The sequence below is a fragment of the Xenorhabdus cabanillasii genome (genome assembly GCF_003386665.1).
Taxonomy (GTDB): domain Bacteria; phylum Pseudomonadota; class Gammaproteobacteria; order Enterobacterales; family Enterobacteriaceae; genus Xenorhabdus; species Xenorhabdus cabanillasii.
Map to the genome: position 1 here is coordinate 1445899 of NZ_QTUB01000001.1, position 23349 is coordinate 1469247.

A 23349-nucleotide genomic window follows, 5' to 3' on the forward strand; every position below is an offset into this window, starting at 1 on the left:
TTAAATGGCTCAGCACGAAGAAAACAGCACAGCACTTGCTTCTGGCGCAACGACTTCTCTGCTTGATGAAATTATGTCTCAAGCGAGGATGACTCCTGAAAATGATGGCTATTATATTGCAAAACAGGGGGTAGCAGCTTTTATCGGCAGTATTCTGGATACAGGCTCTAACGAAGAACCTATCAACAAACTTCTCGTTGATAAAATGATCGTTGAGCTTGATAAAAAGCTGAGTGAGCAGATGGATGAAATCATGCACGCTAAGCCGTTCCAGGAGCTGGAATCTTCCTGGCGTTCACTGAAAATGCTGGTAGATCGCACTGATTTCCGTGAAAACATCAAAATCAACGTTATTCATGCGACTAAAGATGAATTGTTGGAAGACTTTGAATTCTCTCCTGAGATCATTCAGTCCGGTTTCTACAAACATGTTTATTCTACGGGTTACGGCCAGTTCGGTGGTGAACCTGTTGCTGCCGTTGTTGGTAACTATGCTTTCAGCAACACCACTCCTGACATCAAATTGATGCAATATGTCAGTTCGGTAGGAGCAATGGCTCACGCGCCATTCCTCTCTTCTGTTTCACCTGAATTCTTCGGTGTTAACAGCTTTACTGATCTGCCGGCTATCAAAGATCTGAAATCCGCATTTGAAGGCCCGTCACACACCAAATGGCGTTCGTTGCGTGAGTCTGAAGACTCTCGCTATCTGGGCTTAACTGCGCCACGTTTCCTGCTGCGTCTGCCATATTCCACCGTTGAAAATCCAATCAAGAACTTCAACTATCAGGAAAATGTCAGCCGTGACCACGAGCATTATCTGTGGGGTAACACCGCTTATCTGCTGGCAAGCTGCCTGACTGACAGCTTCGCTAAATACCGCTGGTGTCCGAACATCATCGGTCCACAAAGCGGCGGTGCAGTAAACGATCTGCCAGTCCATCTGTATGAAGCAATGGGCCAGGTTCAGGCGAAGATCCCAACTGAAGTACTGATTACTGACCGTCGTGAATTTGAACTGGCGGAAGAAGGCTTCATTACTCTGACCATGCGTAAAGGTAGTGATAACGCTGCATTCTTCTCCGCAAACTCGGTTCAGAAACCAAAAACTTTCCCAAATACCCGCGAAGGGAAAATGGCGGAAACCAACTACAAATTGGGCACTCAGTTGCCATACATGTTCATCATCAACCGCCTGGCGCACTACATCAAAGTATTGCAACGTGAGCAGATCGGTTCCTGGAAAGAGCGTCAGGATCTGGAGCGCGAACTGAACATGTGGCTGAAACAGTACATCGCTGATCAGGAAAATCCACCAACTGACGTTCGTAGCCGCCGCCCATTGCGCGCCGCTGAAATCAAGGTATTGGACGTTGAAGGCGATCCAGGCTGGTATCAGGTGGCAATGCAGGTTCGCCCACACTTCAAATACATGGGTGCAAGTTTCGAACTGTCTCTGGTCGGACGTTTGGATAAGGAATAATCATGGCTGCGCTGTACAGTTGGAACAGAGGCAGCTCTGCCAGTCTGTTCGAGCGCATTCAAGGGAAGAGCTCCGGCTCTTCCCGTCAGTCAAGGATGCGTGCACTGCTTGATTCTATAAAGAAGCATTTGAACGACGTGCTGAATACGCGCCCTGGTGCCTGCCAGAGTGCCATTGAACTGGGTGTCATTGATCTTAATGATGCAACCGCTACGTCAGTGGATTTCAAGCAAAGTATCGAATGGGCGATAGAAGAGTGCATCAGAAATTATGAGCCCAGAATATCAGCGGTTTCTGTCAGTGCCATCAATGATGATTCAGATCCGTTGTTATTGAGCTTTCATATCAGTGCTGAGGTTTCCCTGGATGATATTAACGATGTTGTGGAATTCAGCATCCAGTTGGATAACAACCGGCGCTATTGCCTGGAGCGAACTCAATAAATGTCATTTGAAAAATATTTCAGAGATGAGCTGAACTATTTGCGACAACTGGGGAAAGAAGCCGCAGTTGAGCGTCCTCATCTTGCCGCATTTCTGTCTGAACAAGGCTCTGATCCCGACGTTGAACGTTTGCTTGAAGGTTTTGCATTTCTGACAGGCAATCTGCGGGCAAAGATTGATGATCAGTTCCCGGAATTGACTCACGGCTTGCTCAATATGCTCTGGCCTAATTACCTGCGTCCGACGCCCAGCATGACCATCATCGAATATACCCCTGATGAGAGTGTTGTGACGAAAGCAACACAGGTTAAGCGCGGCACACAAATTATGAGTAATCCGCTGTCAACTCATGATGATATTTACTCGAACGACAAGTATTCGAACGGACAGTCGAATGGCAAAAGAGACGATCATGGCCGCTGTACTTTCACCTTGTGCCGTGATGTCTGGCTTTTTCCGCTCTCCATTCAGGACATTTCCGTTAATAACAGTAATGAGCAAGGGATTATTGGCCTGAATTTTGCGTCGAAAACGGAACTGAACCTGCATGAACTGGAGTTGGGTAAATTGCGGTTCTATCTGAGTGGTGATGACTATACTACTTCTCAGCTCTATTTCTGGCTCTGCTATTACTTTAGAAAAGCAGAATTGGTTGTTGGTGATACGGTTATTCCTCTGCCGGATTTTGACTTCGTACCGGTTGGATTCGAACGGGAAGATGCTCTGTTGCCTTATCCCAAAAATGCTTATATGGGGTATCGCATTTTGCAGGAATATTTCTGTTTTGCGGAAAGTTTCCTGTTTTTTGACGTTAAGGGATTGCCTGAATTTCCTGAAGATCTCAAAACTAAAGATTTCAAACTGAATTTACATTTTTCTCAGGCGTTACCACCAGAAGCCAAGATTCGCCACGATACTTTCCGTCTGCATTGTACGCCGGCTATTAATCTGTTTCCGATGGACAGTGAAGCCATTGAACTGAATGGCAGTCAGACTGAATACCCACTGAAGGCCAGCTATAGCTTTCCTGATAACTACGACATCTTTTCTGTAGATGGTGTTGAAAGTTGGCTGACGGGAGAAAATGGTGAACGCAGTCGGGCACGTATCGGTGAACGGGTTTATACCCCGTTTGAAAGTTTCAATCATCAGATTGATAACGAAGATGAACACTCAATGCGTTATTACCGTCTGCGAGTGAAAGAGTCACCTTTCCGCAGAGGGCTGGAACATTTCATTTCATTTGTACGTGGGGATGAATCAGACCTGCTCAGGCTCAAACTAAAAGAGAATGTTTCTATCAGCCTGACATGTACCAACCGTGAATTGCCGTTGCAGCTTCGTGTCGGCGACATTAATTATCCCTCTATCGGCAGCCCGTCATTTGCGACATTCCGCAATATTACGCGTCCGTCAGTGCCGCTTTATCCGTTGCTGGATGGTGGATTGCACTGGTCGTTGCTGTCAAATATGTCGCTGAACTACATGTCATTGCTGGATAAGGATGCGCTGAAACAGGTGCTGCGTACCTACGATTTTCCAAGTATTCACAATCGGCAGTCCAAACGATCATCACAGAAACGGCTTGATGCTATTGAAAAGATTGAGACAGAGCCGACAGATCGCCTGTTCCGCGGGCATCCTGTACGTGGTTTGCGTTCCACTTTGTATATCCGGCAACAGGCATTCAGTTCAGAAGGTGAGCTGTATCTGTTCAGTACGATTCTGTCACGGTTTTTCTCACTGTATGCCAGCGTCAACGCTTTTCATATGTTGAAGGTAATCAATTTAGATAATCAGGAATGTTATGAATGGCCGGTACAGATAGGTCAACACTCGTTGATGTAATCACAGAGCAGGATCCTGCCACACCACTGGCATTGGACATCTCACGATATAACTTTTACCAGCTGGTCGAATTACTCAATCAGCTGGCGGTAGCGTGGGAAAAAACCGGGGAGACGGATCGGCCTGATCGTGAGTCTGTCCGTTTCAAATCCAATGCCAGTCTGGCGTTTCCTACTCGTGATGTGATTGCACTGAAGCAGTCCAGGCAAGGGTATTTTGAGCTGGAAGTCTCTTTTATGGGGCTACATGGCAGCCAATCCCCGATGCCGGGTTATTACCTGGATTCACTGGCGTGGGAAGACGCACAAGGCGAAAACCGACTGACGGATTTCCTCAACCTGTTTAACCACCGCTTAATCACGCTCTTGCACCAGATTTGGCGGAAATACCGCTATTACATCTGCTTTAAGCAAGGTGGGGAAGATAGCTTTTCTCAGCGCATGTTCTCGCTGGTGGGATTGGGAAGTGATGTCAACCGTCGGATGCTGAACATCAATCACAGCAAAATGCTGGCATATGCCGGGTTGCTGGCAAGCCCCGGTCGTTCACCGGAAGTGATATGCAGCCTGGTTTCCCACTGTTTTGATTTGCAGGATGTCACTCTGCACGGCTGGCAATTCAGAAAAGTCATCATTCCCGTTGATCAACAGAATCGACTGGGTGGCACGAATAAAGGGCAAAAAATTGGTGATACCGAACTGTCCGTATTGGGGCAGAACTTCACCATCGGCTCATGGATCGGGGATTACAGCGGAAAGTTTCTGCTCAGTATCAACAACCTGGCCCGTGATCGGTTCCTGTCATTCCTGCCGGATGGAAAGAACTATCTCCCGTTAGTGATGTTTATCTCTTTCGTCATGCGCAGCCAGTTTGCCTGGGAATTGCGTCTTGGTCTGGCGGAAAACCAGGTCAGTGGCATGGTATTGGGGGCGAAGCAGAATAACCATCTGGGGTGGACCAGCTTTCTCGGCGAGCCAGAAAAGAAACCCTCTGTCACAATTTCAGTTATGGAATAACGACTATGGAAAAATATCAACCAACGCTTTCATTGCGGGTGCTCAACAGTGAGCAGTTAGAGAGCGGTCGAGCCGCCAGCTACCAGTTTTCGACACAGGGCGGTACGGTCGGTAGCAGTGAAAGTCACTTGTGGTCTGTTCAGGACAGCCAGGGCAATATCCAGCCGTCACAATTCTCTATTCAATGGCGTGATGGTTCATTCTGCCTGCAAGTGCTTGCTGATCCGGTACAGATAAACAATGCCCCACTAACACCGCAATCCGGTCTGATTCGTTTACAGCAAGGAGATCAGATTAAGGCAGGTAACTTGTCCATCAAGATCCACATCAGCTTCTCTGAAGCGGATCGGGTTGATCCTTCGACAGTATCACCGGAGGCGCTGGTTTCCAGTTACAGAAATCCGCTGGATGCCATGATGGAAGGTGTATCGCTCCAAAAATCCGTGTTTGCCAAAGATGACAGCATTGCGCCAACTGTAATGCACCGCTTCAGCGATGATCCTCTCAGAGTACTTGATAGTGAGAGCCTGACTACGTTGCAACCACAGGTTGAAGCCGATGATACGGAACAGCTTTTGCCGCCGGATCATTATCAATCCCCCCCATTTGCTAACCCTATTTCTGATAACCGAGGCAGTGTTATGGATCAGGAGTTTCTTGATTTACCGGATATAGCTTCCGACCGGCATTACGAAGATATGGATGTTGATCATGTCGCCATTACCCCCTTGATGCGCGGGCTGGATACACAGTTACCTCTGCATGACACCCAGCAGGCCAACGATTTTCTGCAAGAGATGGGTAAGACCATGAAAGCGGCGATCGAAGGGCTATTGGCGCTCCAGCGTGAACAACACGGATTACGTGATAAACAGCTTCGTCCTATTGAGGATAACCCACTACGTCTGAATATGGATTATGACACCACCATGCAGGTGATGTTTTCCGATCAGAAAAGTCCGGTACACCTGTCAGCACCCGCCGCCGTAGCGGAAAGCCTGCATAACCTGCAACTGCATTATCAGGCCAACCGGACAGCGATCTCCGCGGCGTTGGATACCATGCTGGAAGCCTTTTCCCCTGAACAATTACTCCGCCGATTCTCACACTATCGCCGTAGTAATGAGGTCAGGAACAAAGATGCGTCCTGGGCGTGGGAAATGTACACCAACTATTACCGCGAATTGGCTTCCAGCCGCCAGCAGGGGTTTGAAAAGTTATTCCGCGAGGTGTACGAGCAGGCTTATGACCGCGCACTGCGTCAGGGCTTAGAGGACACCAGTGATGAAACGTTCCGGTAGTCAGCGCATATGGGTCACAGGGATCTTATTGCTGTCAGTGATGTTACTGAACGGCTGTAGCAGCGCATGGGACGCCACTAAAAAAGTTGGGCAGGTCATTTGGGACCCTTCCACTCCTGTGGGAAAACCGAGTGAACAAGCCTCAATTGCCAACATTACATTGCTGGCTGAACCTGATATCAACCCCAATGAAAGTGGTGAACCAGCACCTGTTGAGATGAATCTGGTTTATCTCAGTGAAGATTCGCGTTTTCTGGCTGCCGACTATGACCAGCTTGAGAGTGACAAGCTCGAAAAAGCGCTGGGGAAAAACTACATCGATCACCAGGATTACACCCTGTTGCCGGGGCAATACAAGCCTCTGGAAACGATCACATTGGAAAAGAAGAACCGTTACATCGGTGTCATCGTTCATTATGCAGGCGTCAATCAGTCTGAATGGAAAAAGATCATCCGGGTAAAAGACATGGGTCGCCATTACAACATCTTGGTGCATGTCAGAAATAACGACGTCGAACTTAGAAAAGAGGAGGAGGAGTAATCATGCCAGGAAAAAATCGGGTGATTTGGCACGAAGGATTATTCATCAAGCCACAACATTTCCAACAACAACAAAAACACAATGATTATCTGGCTCATAGTCTTGTCTCCGTGTTGACAGCATACGGTCATGGTTTCAGCTCCCTGAGCATCAATGATGATTTGCTCAAGCTGGGACGTATCGGTATCACCGAAGCCAGCGGCATCATGCCGGACGGTACGGTATTTTCAGCACCAAGTCAGGATCTGCTGCCAAAACCGCTGGATATTGAAAACATCAATGATCTGAAAAGCAAAGACGTCTATCTGGCATTACCGATGTCCAGCGATACCATACGTGAAGTGGCTGATCGGGATGCTGAAATTCAGAGTGCAGTACGTTATCGCGAATTGCCGAGCGATATTCGTGACCTGCATACCAAAGGTGGTGACTCCTCCATTCTTAATCTTGCTCAATTAACTCCGGTACTGATGCAGGGTTCTGAAGATATGAGTGCCTACACTGCCATTCCGCTGTGCCGCATCAAAGAAAAGCAGAAAGATGGCACAATTGTTCTGGATAACGAATTTATCCCGACCTGTCTGTCCATTTTTGTTGCTGACAAACTAAAGCGCTTCATGGTGGAAATTGATGGATTACTGACAGAACGTTCAAGAACATTGGCGAAACGCATCGGCTCTCCGGGTCAGCAGGGCGTTGCAGATGTGGCAGAATTCATGATGCTCCAACTATTGAACCGCGTTCAACCTTTGTTCAATCATTATGCTAAGCAAACCGTCCTGCACCCGCTGCATTTGTACACCCAATTGCTCCAGACTTGTGGCGAACTGAGAACTTTCACGGATGCAAGCCGTCTGCCGGGAAATATTCTGGCCTATGACCACAATAATCTGACAGATACTTTCCAGGACGCCATGCATGCCATCCGTGATGCGCTGAACGTTGTTCTGACACCACGTGCAACATCAATTGCCCTGAAACAGAACGAAGGTGGTATTCGTGTCGCAACACTCCACGACAACGACTTGCTGCGCAAAGCCGAATTTGTTCTGGCTATCAGCGCCAGCACGCCGCAGGAACAGTTGCGTCGTCAGTTCGTACAGCAAACCAAAGTCACTTCTATGGAACGCATCCGGGATCTGGTCAGCGTCCAGTTGCCGGGTGTGCCACTGATTGCGCTGTCCGCAGCACCCCGTCAGTTGCCATATCACTCTGGATATACCTACTTCCGTCTGGATCAGAAGAGTCCGGCATGGAAAGAGATCCAGCAGGGCAATTCCATCGCGTTCCACGTCTCAGGGGATTTCCCTGACTTAGATATGCAGCTCTGGGCTATCAGGGGCGGTAAGGAATAATCATGAGCGATATCAATGTTGACAGTCCGTCGCTGGAAAAATTTGAAAAACAGGCTGAAACGCTGAAAACGTTTCAGCGCCAGTACCAGCTACCGTTACGTGGTGAAAGTCTTAACCCGATGATCGATGCTGCCACTCCTTTACTGGGGATGGTACTGCGTTTGCAGGACATGAGTGATCAGGCACTGCCAGATAAGCTTTACCAACAGGTTGTTACTGACATTCGCGCTATTGAGCAGCTTCTGCAAACCAAAGGTTATGAACCCGGTGCGATTGTTTCATTCCGTTACGTACTGTGTACCTTCATTGATGAAACCGCATTGGGGCACGGTTGGAACAGCCAGAATGGGTGGTTGAAGCAATCACTGTTGGTGCACTTCCACAATGAAACCTGGGGCGGTGAGAAAGTTTTTGTATTGCTTGAACGCCTGATGGGAGAGGCTCAGCGCTACCAGCATCTGCTGGAGTTTATTTACCTCTGTCTCTGTCTTGGCTATCGCGGGCGTTACAAAGTCAGTACCCAGAAAAATGATGACTTTGATCGCCTGTTCCGCCGCTTGCAGCAACAGCTTCACTCACTGCGTGGAGAAGCACCGCCGATCACGCTGTATGTCAATATCAACGAGCGAGATGCGCGTTATCGCCTGAGCCGGCGTTTGAAAATCAAACATCTGTTTGCGATAAGCGTCGGTCTGCTGATTGCGATTTATAGCTTTTATGCCATCCGCCTCGGTGATCAGACTCAAGACATATTAAAGCAGCTAAATAACTTATTAAGATAGGAAGTCGCCATGATTCAGATTGATCTGCCCACTCTTGTAAACCGTTTAAACCCGATGGCCCGTCATGCACTGGAAGCGGCGGCGGCATCTTGTGTTAGTCATCAGCAACCTGAGATCACGGTTGCTCAACTGCTGCTGCAAATGATTGATACACCACTCAGTGATGTGCGTTTGATCCTTAATAAAGCAGACGTCGATAAAGACCTGCTGAAAGAGCAACTCGATCAGGTGGTCACACATCATCAGGCGATTGTACAAACTTATCCGAATTTTTCCCCAATGCTGGTGGAATGGTTACAGGATAGCTGGCTGCTGGCTTCCACCGAGATGCAGCATACCGAGCTGCGCAGTGGCGTAATGTTGATTGCCCTGTTGTTCAGCCCACTGCGCTATCTGGCTCCGCAGTCTGCGCGTCTGCTGGCAGTCATTAACCGTGAACTACTACGCCAGAATTTTGCTGAATGGACAAATGGCTCTGCCGAACAGCCTTTCAGTGCCAGTGATAAAGCGGGGCAAGGTATTTATTCGGCAAATGGACATCCGGCAAACAGTGACAGCCTGTTGGCGCGCTTTACCCAGAACATGACTGAGCAGGCTCGTCAGGGCAAACTCGATCCGGTACTGTGCCGTGACAATGAAATCGACCTGATGATCGACATTCTTTGTCGCCGCCGTAAAAACAACCCCATTGTTGTAGGTGAAGCTGGTGTAGGTAAAAGTGCCCTGATTGAAGGTCTGGCGCTGCGGATTATCAATGACCGTGTACCGGATAAACTGCGCAACAGTGAATTGCTGACTCTGGATCTCGGTGCGTTGCAGGCGGGAGCCGCAGTCAAAGGTGAATTTGAAAAGCGTTTCAAAGGCATCATGACCGAAATCAATCAGTCATCTGTGCCAATCATCCTGTTTATTGATGAAGCCCATACCCTGATTGGGGCAGGTAATCAGGCCGGTGGACTGGATATCTCCAATCTGCTGAAACCTGCACTGGCGCGTGGTGAACTGAAAACCATTGCTGCAACGACATGGGGCGAGTACAAAAAATACTTCGAGAAAGACGCCGCATTGTCTCGTCGTTTCCAGTTAGTGAAAGTCTCTGAGCCTAGCGCAGCAGAAGCAACCATCATTATGCGTGGCCTGCGAGCCATCTACGAACAGGCACATGGTGTCCTGATCGACGATGAAGCACTGAAATCCTCAGCCGTATTGAGTGACCGTTATCTCTCTGGTCGTCAGTTGCCGGATAAAGCGATTGATGTTTTGGATACCGCTTGTGCCCGCGTAGCTATTAACCTGACATCGCCACCGCGTCAGATTTCTTCCCTGACGACCGAACTCCATCAAATGCAGATGGAAATTGATGTGCTGGAAAGAGAACAGCGGATGGGGCTGAACGAACATGCAGAAAGACTGGAAGGGCTGCAAAACCAGCAACAAGAGATCCAGGAACAACTGACCACACTGGAAAACAGTTGGCAGCAACAGCAGGAACTGGTGCAGCAGATCATCGAACTACGCAGCTTGCTGTTGTCTGATGCAGAAGAAAATAACGCGAGCGAACAAGAAGACACTGCCGCAGAACCAGCCGATGAACAATCTCTGATCGAAAAACTGGCCCAACTCAACACACAATTGGCTGAGCTTCAGCAAAAACAAACACTGGTTTCTCCGCATGTGGACAAAACCCAGATTGCTGCTGTTATCGCTGAATGGACGGGTGTTCCGTTGAACCGTCTGTCACAGAGCGAACTGTCAATCGTGACTGAATTGCCTGTCCATTTGAGCCAGAGCATCAAAGGGCAGGAAATTGCTATTCAATACCTGCATAAGCACCTGTTGACCGCGCGTGCTGACCTGCGTCGTCCGGGGCGTCCTCTGGGAGCATTCCTGTTGGTAGGGCCAAGTGGCGTCGGCAAAACCGAAACCGTATTACAACTTGCTGAACTGATGTTTGGTGGCCGCCAGTATCTCACCACTATCAACATGTCTGAGTTTCAGGAGAAACACACCGTTTCACGTCTGATCGGTTCTCCTCCGGGTTATGTGGGATACGGAGAAGGCGGCGTGCTGACCGAAGCTATCCGCCAGAAACCTTATTCCGTTGTCTTGCTGGATGAAGTGGAAAAAGCTCACCCGGATGTGTTGAACCTGTTCTATCAGGCATTCGACAAAGGTGAACTGGCAGATGGTGAAGGCCGTATCATTGACTGTAAAAACATCGTGTTCTTCCTGACCTCCAATCTGGGCTACCAAACCATTGTTGATTACGCCGGGCAACCGGAGCAACTCAATGATCTGCTCTACCCGGAACTGGCGGCATTCTTCAAACCTGCTCTGCTGGCCCGTATGGAAGTGATCCCTTACCTGCCGCTAGGCCATGAAACGCTGAAGACTATTATTCGGGCCAAATTGGACAGACTGGACAAGCTGTTGTCCCAACGCTTTAACGCAGAAGTCACCATCAGCGATGATGTGGCAGAAGAGATCCTGCAACGTGCTACTCGTGCGGAAAACGGTGCCCGTATGCTGGAATCCATCATTGATGGTGCACTGTTGCCGCCGGTTTCACTATTGCTATTGCAGAAAATGGCAGCAGGCATCCCAATTCGTGCCATTCGTTTAACCGTGACAGAACATGAGTTCCACGCAGAGGTTGAGGAGGCAGAATAATGAAACAGAGGCTGAAAAGCGCGTTAGCGTTATTGGAAAATAACACCATTGAACAACTGGTTGACCACTTTTTGCTGGTGAGCCAAAGCTCGCGTTTTGATGCCCTTTTGGTTTTCCTGCTTAACATCCATGAAAACAGGCTGGAATGTTGTAATTTGCCAAACATCAACCTGCCAGATCTGAACTTACCAGAACATCAGCAAACCAGCTCACGCAGGCTGCATGTGGATATTGATGATGTCAATAACCCATTGATACAAGTGCTGCGTAAGGGAACCTCAACCTTATGGGATTCCCTTAATCACGGGGTACGTATTGACGATATTCATTTCCGCACATTTATTGCAGAGTTGCCGCATAACTGCGGGTTGTATGGCATTCCTCTGTTTGACTACAACGGACAGGCTTGCGGTGTCATTGCCATTTTTGCCGAAAATGTCAGCCATTTTACCAACAATGAAAACATGTTCGGTATCTATTGCCATGTCATGCAGCACCGTCTGAAAAAGTTGCAGGAACTTGAACAACTGCGTGGACAGTTACGCCAGATCCGTCAGGTATTTCAGGTCCAGCGCCAAAAAGAAAAACAATTGGATGAACTGCTTGCCTCCCTGAGTGAATCGAAAAACTCAAGGGCAGGCAGTATCTCCGTGGATTACAGTCACATCGATAATCTGCCAAAGGCCATAGAAGAATTTGAAAGTGCCGTGTTGGTTCAACGTCAGCGTCAGTATGGCAATGACACCAGACTGATTGCTCAAAGTCTGGGCATTGCTCAGCGTACGTTGGTTTACAAACTGGCAAAATACGGGTGTAGATTATGAATATTGTGTTAATTATCAGTTCATTACTTGCGTCATTGGCAGGCGATCCCAAACTTGCGGAGATGGCTGGGGCAAAAGAAATCGCAGAGTCAAAGCCACAGGATGTGGTTGTGCAAAAAGTGGTCGTACAACAGGAAAAACAGTTGGGTGCACTGCAACAATGCCGCTTTGAGCCATCTCCTCTTATCCGACTGGCATGTTATGACAGGGAGTTGGATAACCTTAAGGTCAACGCTTTGCCAGTGACGTTGAAAGACATGGGGCCTTTGTGGCGGCAGGCGATGGAGCAGGAAATGCAACGTACCGATTATTCCACCGGCTTCATCGTCACACAGGGAGAGAACGGTACAACCCGGATAATCCTGACCACCCCTGCAATCGGAGTTCCGCCACCGCGTCCTGTTTTGATGCTGAGCTGTATTGATCGCATCACCCGTTTACAGGTAGCTCTGCCTAAACCGGCGGAGTCGGGGGAGGTCACTATCATGACAAACAAAACCCAATTCAAAACCGAATGGTTCCTGCGGGAACGTGGTTACTTATGGGAATCCAGCCGTGGCTTGCCGGGGATTGATGAAATCAAACGCTTAATGGGCAGCGACCAGATGACCATAACACCAAATCAAGGTAGCCAGATAACCTTTAACATTTCTCAGTTGGAACAGGCCGCGAAACCATTGCGCGAAGCCTGTCGTTGGTAATCGACATGGATATCAGAACACAATTCGACTGGTTCGGCTCCCTGCTGGCCCCACTGTCCGACGAACAGATTGGCAAGGCTCTGGATGACAATGAGCCGGCATGGGAATTTATCGATGGCGAAATGATGAAATTCGGCTCGCTGTCACATGGCTCACTGGATATCGGAGAAATCCAGCGACAGGCTCTGCAACTTTTCAGCGAAACCAGCAAAGATTTCCGGTTGATGGTGCACTTGCTGCGAACCCTGCAACACGCTGGGCATCCTGCTGAATTGCTCCTGGCGATGGAGCTGATGACTGAGTACGTGAAAAACTACTGGGAAAAAGCATGGCCGAATAAACCATTATTGAAGCGCCGTCTTGCACAGCAGGTGATCAAACGTTTTGATTCTGCCCAGACAGGCTTTACAGAGCAATCCAGCAAAAATCAACGGGATGATGCACAAGGGGTGTTAGCTCATCTTGCACAGTGCTGGCACGCGAGTGAGCCTGATCTGGCAAAAGAAATTGATCAACTGCGTACCCGCTATAACCGTCAGCCAGGAGCAAGCCCGGCACCATCACAGCCTGCTCCTGCGATATCAACAGCACCCAAAGCAGAGACTGGAACACATTCACATCAGACAGATTCACATCCGGTCAATGAAATTGCACCAATGCCGGAAGTGGACGTCAATAGCTCCAGCGAAAAAGCGTGGAAACAGACTCTGATGACGGTTTCAGATCTGCTTTGTGAACGATATCCTGAATCAGCAATCGGTTATTGCCTGCGCCGTCATGCCGTCTGGCATACCATCACGACGGCACCCATGGCGAATACCACGGGCAAAACACCGTTGGCACCGACTTCTGCGGATCGGACTGCTGATTATTTGGCAAGACTGCCGACAGCGGATAACAAGCTGCTGGCGCAGATCGAGCAGAGTTTGACGCTGGCGCCTTACTGGCTGGATGGACACGCCATTGCGGCTCAGGCCGCGTTACAACTGGGCTATAAAAATGTTGCACAGGCCATTCGTAACGAACTGAATGCGTTTTTAGAACGGTTACCTGTATTAAAAACCTTAAGTTTTTCCGATATGAGTCCGTTTATTTCTACAGAGACCCTGAATTGGCTGGCACCTGAACCGGCTGCATCAACCGGAGGCGGTTCGGTGTCTGCTGATCAGGAAGCTATCTGGCAATGTTTCCAGCAGCAAGGGCTGGAAGCCGCCCTGAAAATGCTGGAAGAGCACCAGCAACAACTCACGGAGCCCCGTGATCAATTCTATGGTCAGTTGCTCAACGCTCAACTTCTTGAAGAAGCCGGCATGACAGCACTGGCACAGCAGCATTACCGGAATTTGTTACACACTGGACAACACATGTTATTGACTCAATGGGAACCTAGCCTGCTGTCTTTATTAGTTGAAAAAACACGGGCTGAAAAAATCCCTTCGCTTGATAAGGATACTGCTTCCAACAGGAGCGTTAACCCATGAAATGGCCCTCTTTGTCATCAATCTCTCAATTGAAATCGGTCTTGCCGGCGCTGGGGAAATTTAAATCCATGCCGCGTCTTAAGGCAGCGACGGCACTTATTCTGGCGCTCATTCCCTGTCTGCTTCTGATAGCGGTCTGGTGGTGGGGACCGGAATGGAAAATACGTGAAGATTACCCGTTGGAAAGCCTTGCTGCCCGTTGGTTAGCGACGGCCATTATCATTATGGCCGTGCTAGGTTGGATCGGCATGAAAGCATGGCGTCGCTTGCGTCAGCTGGAAAAACTGAACCTTGACGTTGAACTGAAAGTGGTTGATCCGGTACGCGTAGATATTGAATACCAAGACCGTTACCTCGATCACTGGAAATCTCAGTTACAGCGCCATCTGGACTCCTACAACTACCTGTACGAACGTCCGTGGTACATGGTGATCGGTAGCCAGCAAAGCGGTAAAACCTCTCTGATTAAGGAAGGTTACAAACTGTCTGAAATCGCTGCACCAGAATATCTGCGTCAGGACGGCGAAATTCCTCTGTTGCTGCGTTGCTGGTTGGGGGAAAAAGCAGTCATCATTGACCCCAGAGGCCGTCTGATTGACCAGCCCGTTCCGCTGAACAGTGACAAACCGCAGATCAACAGCCGCTTGTGGGAGGCCCTGCTGAATTGGTTGTCGGAAAACCGCCAGCGTCAGCCACTTAACGGCATTATTCTGACCGTAGATACCTTGCGTTTGCTGACAGATAACCGCGAACAACGGGATCGTTACGTGCGGGAAATCCACCAGCGTTTGCAAGAAATCCGTCTGACCTTCCACAGTCAGTTGCCGCTCTATCTGGTAATGACCAAGATTGACTTGTTGCATGGTTTCGAAGCGATGTACCAGTCACTGGATCGTAAACAGCGTGATCAGATTCTCGGTGTCACTTTCAGTCTCAACAATCACCTTAGCAGCCGTGATGAAAAAGTATGGCGCAGTGAGCTGGAACAATTCTGGCAGCAGTGGATGAACAACCTGAACGGTGCAATGCCGGATATGATGCTGAACAGCGTCGATGCCAACCAACGCAGCGCATTGTTCAGTTTCACCCGTCAGATCCAGGGTCTGTACAGTTATATCGTGCAGATGCTGGAAGACATCCTGTACAACGACGAAAACCATCGTCCGATGCTGCGCGGAGTTTATCTGACTTCCGCCCATCAGGTGGGACAGATGGACGACATATTTACCCAATCGGCCTCGGCGCAGTATCACCTCGGTACACAGGCGTTTCCGACATGGCCGGCGGGTGACACTTTGCCATACTTCACTCAATCCCTGTTTGAAGACGTATTGCTGGCAGAACCGAATCTGGCGGCAGAAAACCGGATCTGGCTGAGTCGCAATCGCCGCCAGTTGTACACCTTCTCCACCGTTAGTGCGCTGGTCATACTGACAATGTGGGGTGGCTGGCATTACTTCTACCAGAAAAACTACCGGGCCGGGGAAGAAGTGCTGGCAGAGGCGAAAAAATTCCTCTCTGTACCCGCCCCGAAAGGTGATGACAACTACGGTAGTCTCCAGTTGCCGTTGCTGAACCCGATCCGGGACGCAACACTGGCTTACGGCAACTACTACGAGAACAAATCTTTCCTGACGGATATGGGGTTGTATCAGGGCAGCCGGGTAGGGAAGAAAGTAGAAAACACGTATCTGAATCTGCTGGAGCAGCATTTCCTGCCATCCCTGATGCGTGTTTTGTTGGATGACCTGAATAAGGCACCGGCAGGCAGTGAGGAAAAACTCGAAATTCTGCGTGTCATGCGCATGATGGAAGATGAGAGTAAACGTAATAAAGGATTGGTGGCACAGTATATGCGTGAGCGCTGGAGTAAGGCGTTTTATGGCCAGCGTGGTGTACAGGATGCATTGCTGACTCACCTGAATTACGCATTGGATCTTTCTAAGTGGAAAGAGAAACGCGATGCAGGCGATCGGGAGGCCATTGATAGCTTCGCTCCGTTTGCGAAACCAATCCGACAGGCTCAGCAGGAGCTGAGTACGCTCTCCGTCAAACAACGGGTTTATCAGAACCTGCGTATCAAGGCTCAGGATACACTGTCAGCACCTATCAACCTGCGTGATCAGATTGGTCCGAGTTTTGACAGCGTGTTTGTCGCCAGTAACGAAAAACGGCTGGTAATTCCTCAGTTCCTCACCCGTCATGGTCTCATGGATTACTTCGTTCAGCAGAGTGATAAGTTGGTGGAGCTGACCGAGATGGATAGTTGGGTGCTGAACTTATCGAAGAATAAAGATCAATACAAAGAACCGGAGCCGTCACAGCGTAAGGACAATTACAGTAAAGCAGATCGGGATAGGATCGAGAGTGAAATCACTGAACTGTACCTGGCTGATTACACTGCAACATGGCGGGCAGCGATGAACAACCTCGAAGTACGTGATTTTGAGGATTTGCCACAGGCTATCAGTGCCATTGAACAGGTGATTAGTGGTGAACAGCCTATCAAACGGGCGTTACAAATCCTGAGCGATAACACCAATCCGCCGATGCTCGATAGCTCATTGAGCAATACGGAGAGAAATGCGTTATTGGAGAAGAAGGATTACAGCTTATTGACGGATATCAGCCGTAGTTTTGCACAGGAAACCGGCGTATTGATTGAGCATGGTGATAAGGGCAGTACATTGCAAAGCGTCTACCAGAAATTGATGGCATTGCATCGTTATCTGCTGGCTATCCAGAATTCACCCACTCCCGGTAAGGCAGCACTGCAAGCAGTTCAGATGCGTCTGGATAAGAACAACAGTGATGCGATTTTTGAAGTACAGCAGATGGCGAAAAACCTGCCTGAGCCGCTGGATCGCTGGGTTGGAGAACTGGCTAATCAGGCGTGGCGTGTGGTGATGATGGAGGCGGTACGCTCACTGGAAGTGGAATGGCAAGATACTGTCGTCAAACAGTACAACACCTATCTGGCTGGCCGTTATCCGTTCAATCCGAATGCGAAAGAAGAAGTACCGTTAAGCGAATTTGAGCGTTTCTTCCGTCCTGACGGCACACTGGATGCTTTCTACAAGCAGAGCCTGAAACCGTTTGTGGCAAACAACCTCACCACGGGTACGGATGGTCGTGAACTGATCCGTCCTGACGTGCTGAAACAGTTGGAGAATGCGAACCGTATTCGCGCCACCTTCTTCTCACCACAAAACGGACTGGGAACTCAGTTTGCCATTGAGCCAGTGAATCTGACCGGCAACAAACGCCGTGCTCTGCTGAACCTTGATGGTCAGTTGGTGGATTATACCCACGGTCGCAGTAATGTTGCGCGTCTGATATGGCCGAACACCATGCGTGCTGGTACAGAAAGTAAGCTGACTCTGATGCCGGACAGAAGCAATCAGGCACCGCGCTCTGTCAGTTATGTGGGTCCATGGGCGCAATTACGGTTGATTAACAGCGGTAAGCTGACCAACGTTCAGCCGGGTTCCTTCGACGTACGCTTTAGCGTAGAGGGTGGTGAAGTGACCTACCGCATCTACGTGGATGAATCGGACAACCCGTTTGCCGGTGGGTTGTTCAGCCAGTTCAAACTGCCGGACACCCTCTATTGAGGTGAAGGTGTGGGTAAGTCTTGAAAGCAAAACCTCCCCCTGCCTTCGGGCAGGGGTTTTTTTTAAGGAGAAAAAACAGACATGAGCGGGCACCCTGAAAATCTCATTATCCGGGCGGGCGGCAGTCCATTGAACCTGCCGGAATTCGCGGTTATCCGCGATGAAATCAACAAAACCAGTCACCCGTCGCAACCGGAAGTGAACTGGATGCTGGTGGAATCGCTGTCACTGACCTTGTTCAAAACCAATGGCGTCGATTTGCAGACGGCAATTTATTACACATTAGCCAGAATGCAGCTGAATGGGCTGGCGGGATTCACTGAAGGTTGTGAATTGCTGGCGGGTGTTATCGTCAGTGAGTGGGATGCCTTGTGGCCGCCACAACCGCAGGTACGTACTGATTTGTTGGAATGGTTCCACAACCGTACCGGTAGCATACTGCGGCAACTGGATTTTGCCGCCAGTGACCTGCGGATGATTTATCGTGCCGAACGGGCACTCCAGTTGATTATCGACCGATTACAGCAATCCGATCTGAAACGTCTGCCGAGAGTGGAGAACTTGCTGTGGTTCTTCCAGAACGCGGCGAAAAAACTGGAGAAACCACGGCAGGCCGCGAAACCGGTACAACAGCCGGTACAGATGCCACCACTGGTCTACCTGTCCAAATCCGAATCAGAGCCGGAAACATCATCATCTTCTCTACCGCCGTATCCTGAAAGTATTCCGACGGATAACCAGCAGAGGGTCAAAGTACAGTTTCCTGAACAACCGCCGCGTGGCCTGACAGCATGGCAGGGATTTGGGCTTGGGGCATTGCTGGGGATATTGGTACTGATAGGGAGCTGGTTGCTGCTCTACAAGCCGCTGCAACAACAACTGAATGCCATTACAGAACAACCGGCAGGTTCACGGTTGGCGTGGCTGTACCAGCCGGCCTTAGCAGACTACTCATTTCAGCTTGATCGTTTGGCAGAGACATCTCCGCTCGCCACATGGGACGCAGCCCGGACAGTGACAACAATCGCTGAGAAACAGTGGCCCCAATCGGCAGAGCAGGTTAACGCCACCCGTAACTGGCAACAACAAATGACTGCCCGTATTGACAGCGTACCGTTGAAAGGCAGTTGGTACACCACTCGTGATCAACTCCAGCAACTGGCAGACAAAATTCTGTTGCAGGAGCGCACCCGTGGCAGTTTTACCCTCTCTTATCTTAAGACTGCCATTTACGACATCCAGCGCAGCCACGGCAGCGAAGTACCACTGGAAGAGCTGCTGCGCCAGTTGAGCACTCATGTGGAAAAGGGTGAAGCTGTTCCGCCTGTACTGATGAAAGGAATCGATGACCGTTTTAACGCGCTGCTCGGCCGTTATGACCGCCTGCGTCATGTGACTGAACAGCGTGACCGTACCGCCAAATAAGCCGGTGGCGAATAAACCAGGGAGACATACAGACCTTTGTTGTTACTGACTTCACTTTGAATGAAGGTTTTTCCCAACCATTCAACCTGAATGTAGGACTGGCGAGTGCTGATCCGGCTATCGATTTTCCAACAGTACTGGATCGCACAGCCACACTGACCATTTTGCAGGATGGCGTTGAACAACGTAGCATCACGGGGATTGTATCCTACTTTGAGCAGGGTAACATCGGGTTTCCCTGGTGTAGGTAAAAAATAGTAATATTTTAAAATTAATGAGACGGCGTGATTGTAATCTTTAAAAATTTGTTTTTTTACATATGCATAAATGTTAAATTTGAATACTTAGCTTAACAAAGAGTAAAAAATACTCATTCGAAATATAAGGATGTTAATTGTGATAGAGTTTGCTAATTTTTCTACAGAGGATGCTATCAAAGATGATGCTGTTGGTATTTCTGTCAGGCATATTATAAAAAAAGAAGGACTAAACGCTTATGCTACGTTTATCAATGCAGGAAAGAGAGTTGGCTGCCATAATCACAGTAGTGGAGATGAATGGTATATAATACTTTCTGGTGAAGGAGAAATATGGACAGGTGAAGTATTAGATAATGAGGTTCATGATGTCCAAAAAAAGCGATTTTCCCAGGGGTGTATTTTTTGTATTTATCCAAATACAGCACATCAACTTGTCGCTTATGAAAATGTAAAATTAATTTTTTTATGTCCAGAGTCCCATTTATCCCATGATAGGGTATGTTTTGCAGATATATGTGAATAATTATTTTGCAAAAGTGATAGACTGTGATTCCCTGAAAAAGCTTTCAGGGATATAGTTAGCTATGTTATTTTCATAACAATATCCAACCAAATCTTTCTTACATTTTACCCCTGTTTTTTGATAAACATTTTGGATGTGATTGGCGATTGTTCTGTGGGACAGAAATAGTCTTTCAGCGATATCTTTAGTGGAGAAACCTTGCAGAATATAAAATACTATTTCCCATTCTCTTTTGCTAAAAAACGCTGATGGGGGTGTAAAAACTAATGATGTTTGCATATTTATTTTGCTTAGTTTTTCTAGTGTTATAGTATCTACTGGTCTTCCATGGAAAATAGTTCCTCTGCATGTCCCATTTTCATCAATTAATGGATATTTATCGAAATACCATGGCTGAAGATAGGGGAGATTTTGAAAAGGATGAATTTCAATAGAGGTGACCCGATCTAATAAAGTTTCAACTTTTCTGTCGTGTTTCTGAAATTCATCCTGAAAATTTGCAGTAGATGCCGGGAGTTCACCATCAAAATGGCCCTCTACATCATATCCTTTAGGAAGGGAAAGTAATTCATGATACTTTTTATTAGCATATATAAATTTCGAGGTGTGATCTTTCGCACCCCATGGCTCATTACTAATTTCCCAAAATTTTATCAGCGGATTAATCAACTTTTCTATAGAAAATTTAATGTGCTTAATTAGCTCAAAATCACCACTAAACTACATTAGCAACAATTCGTCTCATTTATTATTTGTTTACCATATTTTTCTATTTGAAACCGGAAAAATTGTTAGTAGACTTAATATACTTTTCCTTTGCATATAGCACCCCCTGCATAGTGCTTTTTATGCTGAAAATAATAACAATAGAGGTTAATTTGTTACCTTATAAAGCCCTCAGTTAAGACATGAAGTAGCAGTGTAGCGTAGTCGCTTTTTGTGGATAATGTGGAGCTATCTCCATAAGTGAAGTTATATTCTTGTAACATCTTGTGAATTTGTAACATTCCAAAACCGTTTTCTCATATCAAATTTGATTATGAAGGGGGAATGATGTTTTTCCATGCTGTCAACAAAAATAATATCGTCGCACTTGCATTAATATTGAGCATTGTCATTTTCTTTTTATCTGCCAGTAACAGTAAGTTGAGTATTATCGATTATGCAGATAAACATTGTCAGAAGAATACTGCTTGTCTGATTGATATGAATAAAATCGCATCCTTTGACTGGGATAAAATGTATATCCTGGATAAGGGAATGGATCATAAAGATATTGAGGATATCATTGGGGCTGCATTTACAGGAAAGGCCAGCCTTTTTTATAAAATTATCTTTGTCAGAAATCAACGAGTAGTTTATGAAGATGAGTATGACCCCTATGTAAAATCTTATGAGAAAAAATTTCTGAAACCGGATTTTCAGTATCCTTATGATGGGAAAGGAAATTATTTAAATTATTACGTCATCTCTAAGGATAACGCGATTCTTTCAATGAAAATTGAAAAGAAGCCTCCTGCAAGTGATAAAGTTTATTACAAGTTATCTCCTTCCAATCCACAGCAGGTTAAGGAAAAAAACTTGTAAATATATTCAGTTATTGGTTGGTGCTTCAGTGCAGTCCTATTATTTCTTTTTGGTCTGCACTTTTTTAGTTTTATTCTTTGTTTTGTATTCAGAGCGGGAGCGTGAACTTTTTGAGGAGTGAACTTTATTTGATGGAATATCAGAAACCGAATTACTTTGATGTACTGGAGGTTGTTCTTGCGGGTTTTTTAAACGTCTTTCCCATTCACAAGTTGCATTGAGGCTTTCCAGCGTTCGGGTTAACCCGGTAATTAATCTTTTATCCTTATCATTTTTTGCATACTTAAGTTGTTTTTCTAATGTTTTCTTTTTTTCCTCACATCCAGCTTTACTGGGGGTTGCATAGGCAATACTCATACTGAAAACGATCAATACAGATAAGATCATAATCTTCGACTTCATGAATTATCCTAATATGGTTTTAAGTAATTATCCAAAATTTTATATGCTGATCTGGATTTGATCCTGAAAATTCGACCATCGTTACAACCGACAGGGGAGGATGAAGGCTTTTATCTTTTTTTTCGAGAATGAGGCATAATGCTTTTTTGTTGCCTGATTGGCATCAGGCAAGTTACCAATATTTCTCTCCTGGGGTTTGAAAATCGAATGCTAAGTTATCGTCACAGTTTCCATGCGGGCAATCACGCTGATGTGCTTAAACACACTGTACAAAGCCTGATCATTGAATCGCTTAAGACAAAAGAGAAGCCTTTTCTTTATTTGGATACTCATTCAGGCGCGGGTCGTTATCAATTAAGTGGAGAGCATGCCGAGCGTACGGGTGAGTATCTGGAAGGTATTGCTCGTATCTGGCAACGTGATGATATTCCTGAAGAGTTAAGCGCTTATATGAGAGTTGTTAAGGCGCTGAATCAGAATGGTGTTCTGCGTTACTACCCTGGTTCTCCGTTGATTGCCCGTCATTTATTACGGGAAAACGATGAGCTTAATCTGAGTGAACTGCATTCAAGCGATTTTTCTTTATTACGCAGCGAGTTTTCCCGTGACAGGCGTGCTCGTGTTGTGCGTGAAGATGGTTATCAGCAATTGAAATCAAAATTACCTCCTAAAACTCGTCGTGGATTGGTGCTGATCGATCCATCTTATGAATTGAAATCAGATTATCAGAGTGTCGTTAAAGGTATTTTGGAAGGGTACAAACGCTTTGCGACGGGAACTTATGCGTTGTGGTATCCGGTTGTGCTTCGTCAGCGGATTAAGCGTCTGGTTAAAGAACTAGAGGCGACGGGGATCCGTAATATCTTGAAGATTGAATTCGGTGTGCGTCCAGACAGTGATCAGCGTGGTATGACAGCATCCGGCATGATTGTTATCAACCCACCATGGAAGTTGGAACAGCAGATGCGGTCTGTTCTGCCATGGCTGCATCAGGTACTGGTTCCTGAAGGTACGGGGCATACTTTAGTAGAGTGGATTGTGCCGGAATAAGGTGTCATTGGTTTGATAGCTCTGGCCTATGACAATGAGAGCC

The 23349-nt window shown here is 47.4% G+C and carries 19 protein-coding genes and 1 pseudogene; 18 read left to right on the forward strand and 2 right to left on the reverse strand.

Translation table 11 applies throughout. The features are described from left to right. Positions 1-4: 4 nt before the first annotated feature. The 16 genes and pseudogenes from tssC (at position 5) to BDD26_RS07110 (ending at position 20267) form a co-directional block, all read left to right on the forward strand. Positions 5-1483 carry a type VI secretion system contractile sheath large subunit gene (tssC, locus tag BDD26_RS07035; RefSeq protein WP_038269547.1) on the forward strand — a complete coding sequence of 493 codons (1479 nt, stop codon included), beginning with the start codon at positions 5-7 and terminating at the stop codon, positions 1481-1483. Between the two features lie 2 nt (positions 1484-1485). Beyond that, positions 1486-1926: a type VI secretion system baseplate subunit TssE gene (gene tssE / locus BDD26_RS07040; protein WP_038269545.1), complete on the forward strand. Its 441-nt coding sequence runs from the start codon at positions 1486-1488 to the stop codon at positions 1924-1926. Then, a complete protein-coding gene (gene tssF, locus BDD26_RS07045; RefSeq protein ID WP_038269543.1) occupies positions 1927-3774 on the forward strand; it encodes a type VI secretion system baseplate subunit TssF in 1848 nt (615 codons plus the stop codon). It abuts the gene before it with no gap. Next, on the forward strand, positions 3738-4790 hold the full coding sequence (tssG, locus tag BDD26_RS07050) for a type VI secretion system baseplate subunit TssG (RefSeq protein ID WP_038269541.1): 1053 nt from the start codon (positions 3738-3740) through the stop codon (positions 4788-4790). Before tssF ends, tssG begins: the two co-directional genes overlap by 37 nt. Positions 4791-4795: 5 nt before the next feature. Continuing rightward, a complete protein-coding gene (tagH, locus tag BDD26_RS07055) occupies positions 4796-6091 on the forward strand; it encodes a type VI secretion system-associated FHA domain protein TagH (protein ID WP_115825988.1) in 1296 nt (431 codons plus the stop codon). Continuing rightward, positions 6075-6632, forward strand: coding sequence for a type VI secretion system lipoprotein TssJ (tssJ, locus tag BDD26_RS07060; protein ID WP_038269537.1), 558 nt, complete (start codon positions 6075-6077; stop codon positions 6630-6632). Before tagH ends, tssJ begins: the two co-directional genes overlap by 17 nt. A 2-nt stretch (positions 6633-6634) precedes the next feature. After that, positions 6635-7987, forward strand: a complete 1353-nt coding sequence (gene tssK / locus BDD26_RS07065) for a type VI secretion system baseplate subunit TssK (protein ID WP_115825990.1) — start codon at positions 6635-6637, stop codon at positions 7985-7987. A 2-nt stretch (positions 7988-7989) separates the two neighbouring features. Further along, positions 7990-8769, forward strand: coding sequence for a type IVB secretion system protein IcmH/DotU (icmH, locus tag BDD26_RS07070; protein WP_038269533.1), 780 nt, complete (start codon positions 7990-7992; stop codon positions 8767-8769). 9 nt (positions 8770-8778) lie between these two features. Beyond that, the gene (tssH, locus tag BDD26_RS07075) at positions 8779-11439 is read left to right on the forward strand and encodes a type VI secretion system ATPase TssH (protein ID WP_115825992.1); all 2661 of its coding nucleotides are present in this window, start codon (positions 8779-8781) and stop codon (positions 11437-11439) included. Then, on the forward strand, positions 11439-12263 hold the full coding sequence (locus BDD26_RS07080) for a Fis family transcriptional regulator (RefSeq protein ID WP_038269529.1): 825 nt from the start codon (positions 11439-11441) through the stop codon (positions 12261-12263). The genes tssH and BDD26_RS07080 overlap by 1 nt, the downstream gene beginning before the upstream one ends. Then, positions 12260-12964 (forward strand): type VI secretion system-associated protein VasI, encoded by a 705-nt coding sequence (gene vasI / locus BDD26_RS07085; protein ID WP_038269527.1) that lies wholly within the window; start codon positions 12260-12262, stop codon positions 12962-12964. Before BDD26_RS07080 ends, vasI begins: the two co-directional genes overlap by 4 nt. 5 nt (positions 12965-12969) lie before the next feature. Further along, a complete protein-coding gene (gene tssA, locus BDD26_RS07090; RefSeq protein WP_115825994.1) occupies positions 12970-14445 on the forward strand; it encodes a type VI secretion system protein TssA in 1476 nt (491 codons plus the stop codon). Beyond that, complete coding sequence (gene tssM, locus BDD26_RS07095) at positions 14442-18059, forward strand: type VI secretion system membrane subunit TssM (protein WP_115825996.1); 3618 nt, start codon at positions 14442-14444, stop codon at positions 18057-18059. The genes tssA and tssM overlap by 4 nt, the downstream gene beginning before the upstream one ends. Positions 18060-18140: 81 nt before the next feature. Next, positions 18141-19484 carry a VasL domain-containing protein gene (locus tag BDD26_RS07100; protein ID WP_115825998.1) on the forward strand — a complete coding sequence of 448 codons (1344 nt, stop codon included), beginning with the start codon at positions 18141-18143 and terminating at the stop codon, positions 19482-19484. A gap of 29 nt (positions 19485-19513) precedes the next feature. Beyond that, a pseudogene (locus BDD26_RS07105) lies at positions 19514-19720 on the forward strand (contractile injection system protein, VgrG/Pvc8 family); the annotation flags it as partial. 151 nt (positions 19721-19871) lie between these two features. After that, positions 19872-20267: a cupin domain-containing protein gene (locus tag BDD26_RS07110; protein ID WP_244922679.1), complete on the forward strand. Its 396-nt coding sequence runs from the start codon at positions 19872-19874 to the stop codon at positions 20265-20267. Here BDD26_RS07110 and BDD26_RS07115 read toward each other — a convergent pair whose 3' ends face one another. After that, positions 20268-20936 carry a helix-turn-helix transcriptional regulator gene (locus tag BDD26_RS07115; RefSeq protein ID WP_370700953.1) on the reverse strand — a complete coding sequence of 223 codons (669 nt, stop codon included), beginning with the start codon at positions 20934-20936 and terminating at the stop codon, positions 20268-20270. It abuts the gene before it with no gap. A gap of 384 nt (positions 20937-21320) precedes the next feature. Between BDD26_RS07115 and BDD26_RS07120 the strand changes: the two genes are divergently transcribed. Further along, entirely contained in the window at positions 21321-21854 is a 534-nt protein-coding gene (locus BDD26_RS07120; protein ID WP_115826002.1) for a hypothetical protein, read from the forward strand. 39 nt (positions 21855-21893) lie between these two features. On the opposite strand, the gene BDD26_RS07125 is transcribed toward BDD26_RS07120, so the two are convergent. Beyond that, on the reverse strand, positions 21894-22241 hold the full coding sequence (locus BDD26_RS07125) for a DUF1090 family protein (protein ID WP_244922680.1): 348 nt from the start codon (positions 22239-22241) through the stop codon (positions 21894-21896). Positions 22242-22463: 222 nt separating this feature from the next. On the opposite strand from BDD26_RS07125, the gene BDD26_RS07130 reads away from it, so the two are divergent. Then, a complete protein-coding gene (locus BDD26_RS07130) occupies positions 22464-23306 on the forward strand; it encodes a 23S rRNA (adenine(2030)-N(6))-methyltransferase RlmJ (RefSeq protein WP_115827511.1) in 843 nt (280 codons plus the stop codon). The last annotated feature ends 43 nt before the right edge of the window (positions 23307-23349 follow it).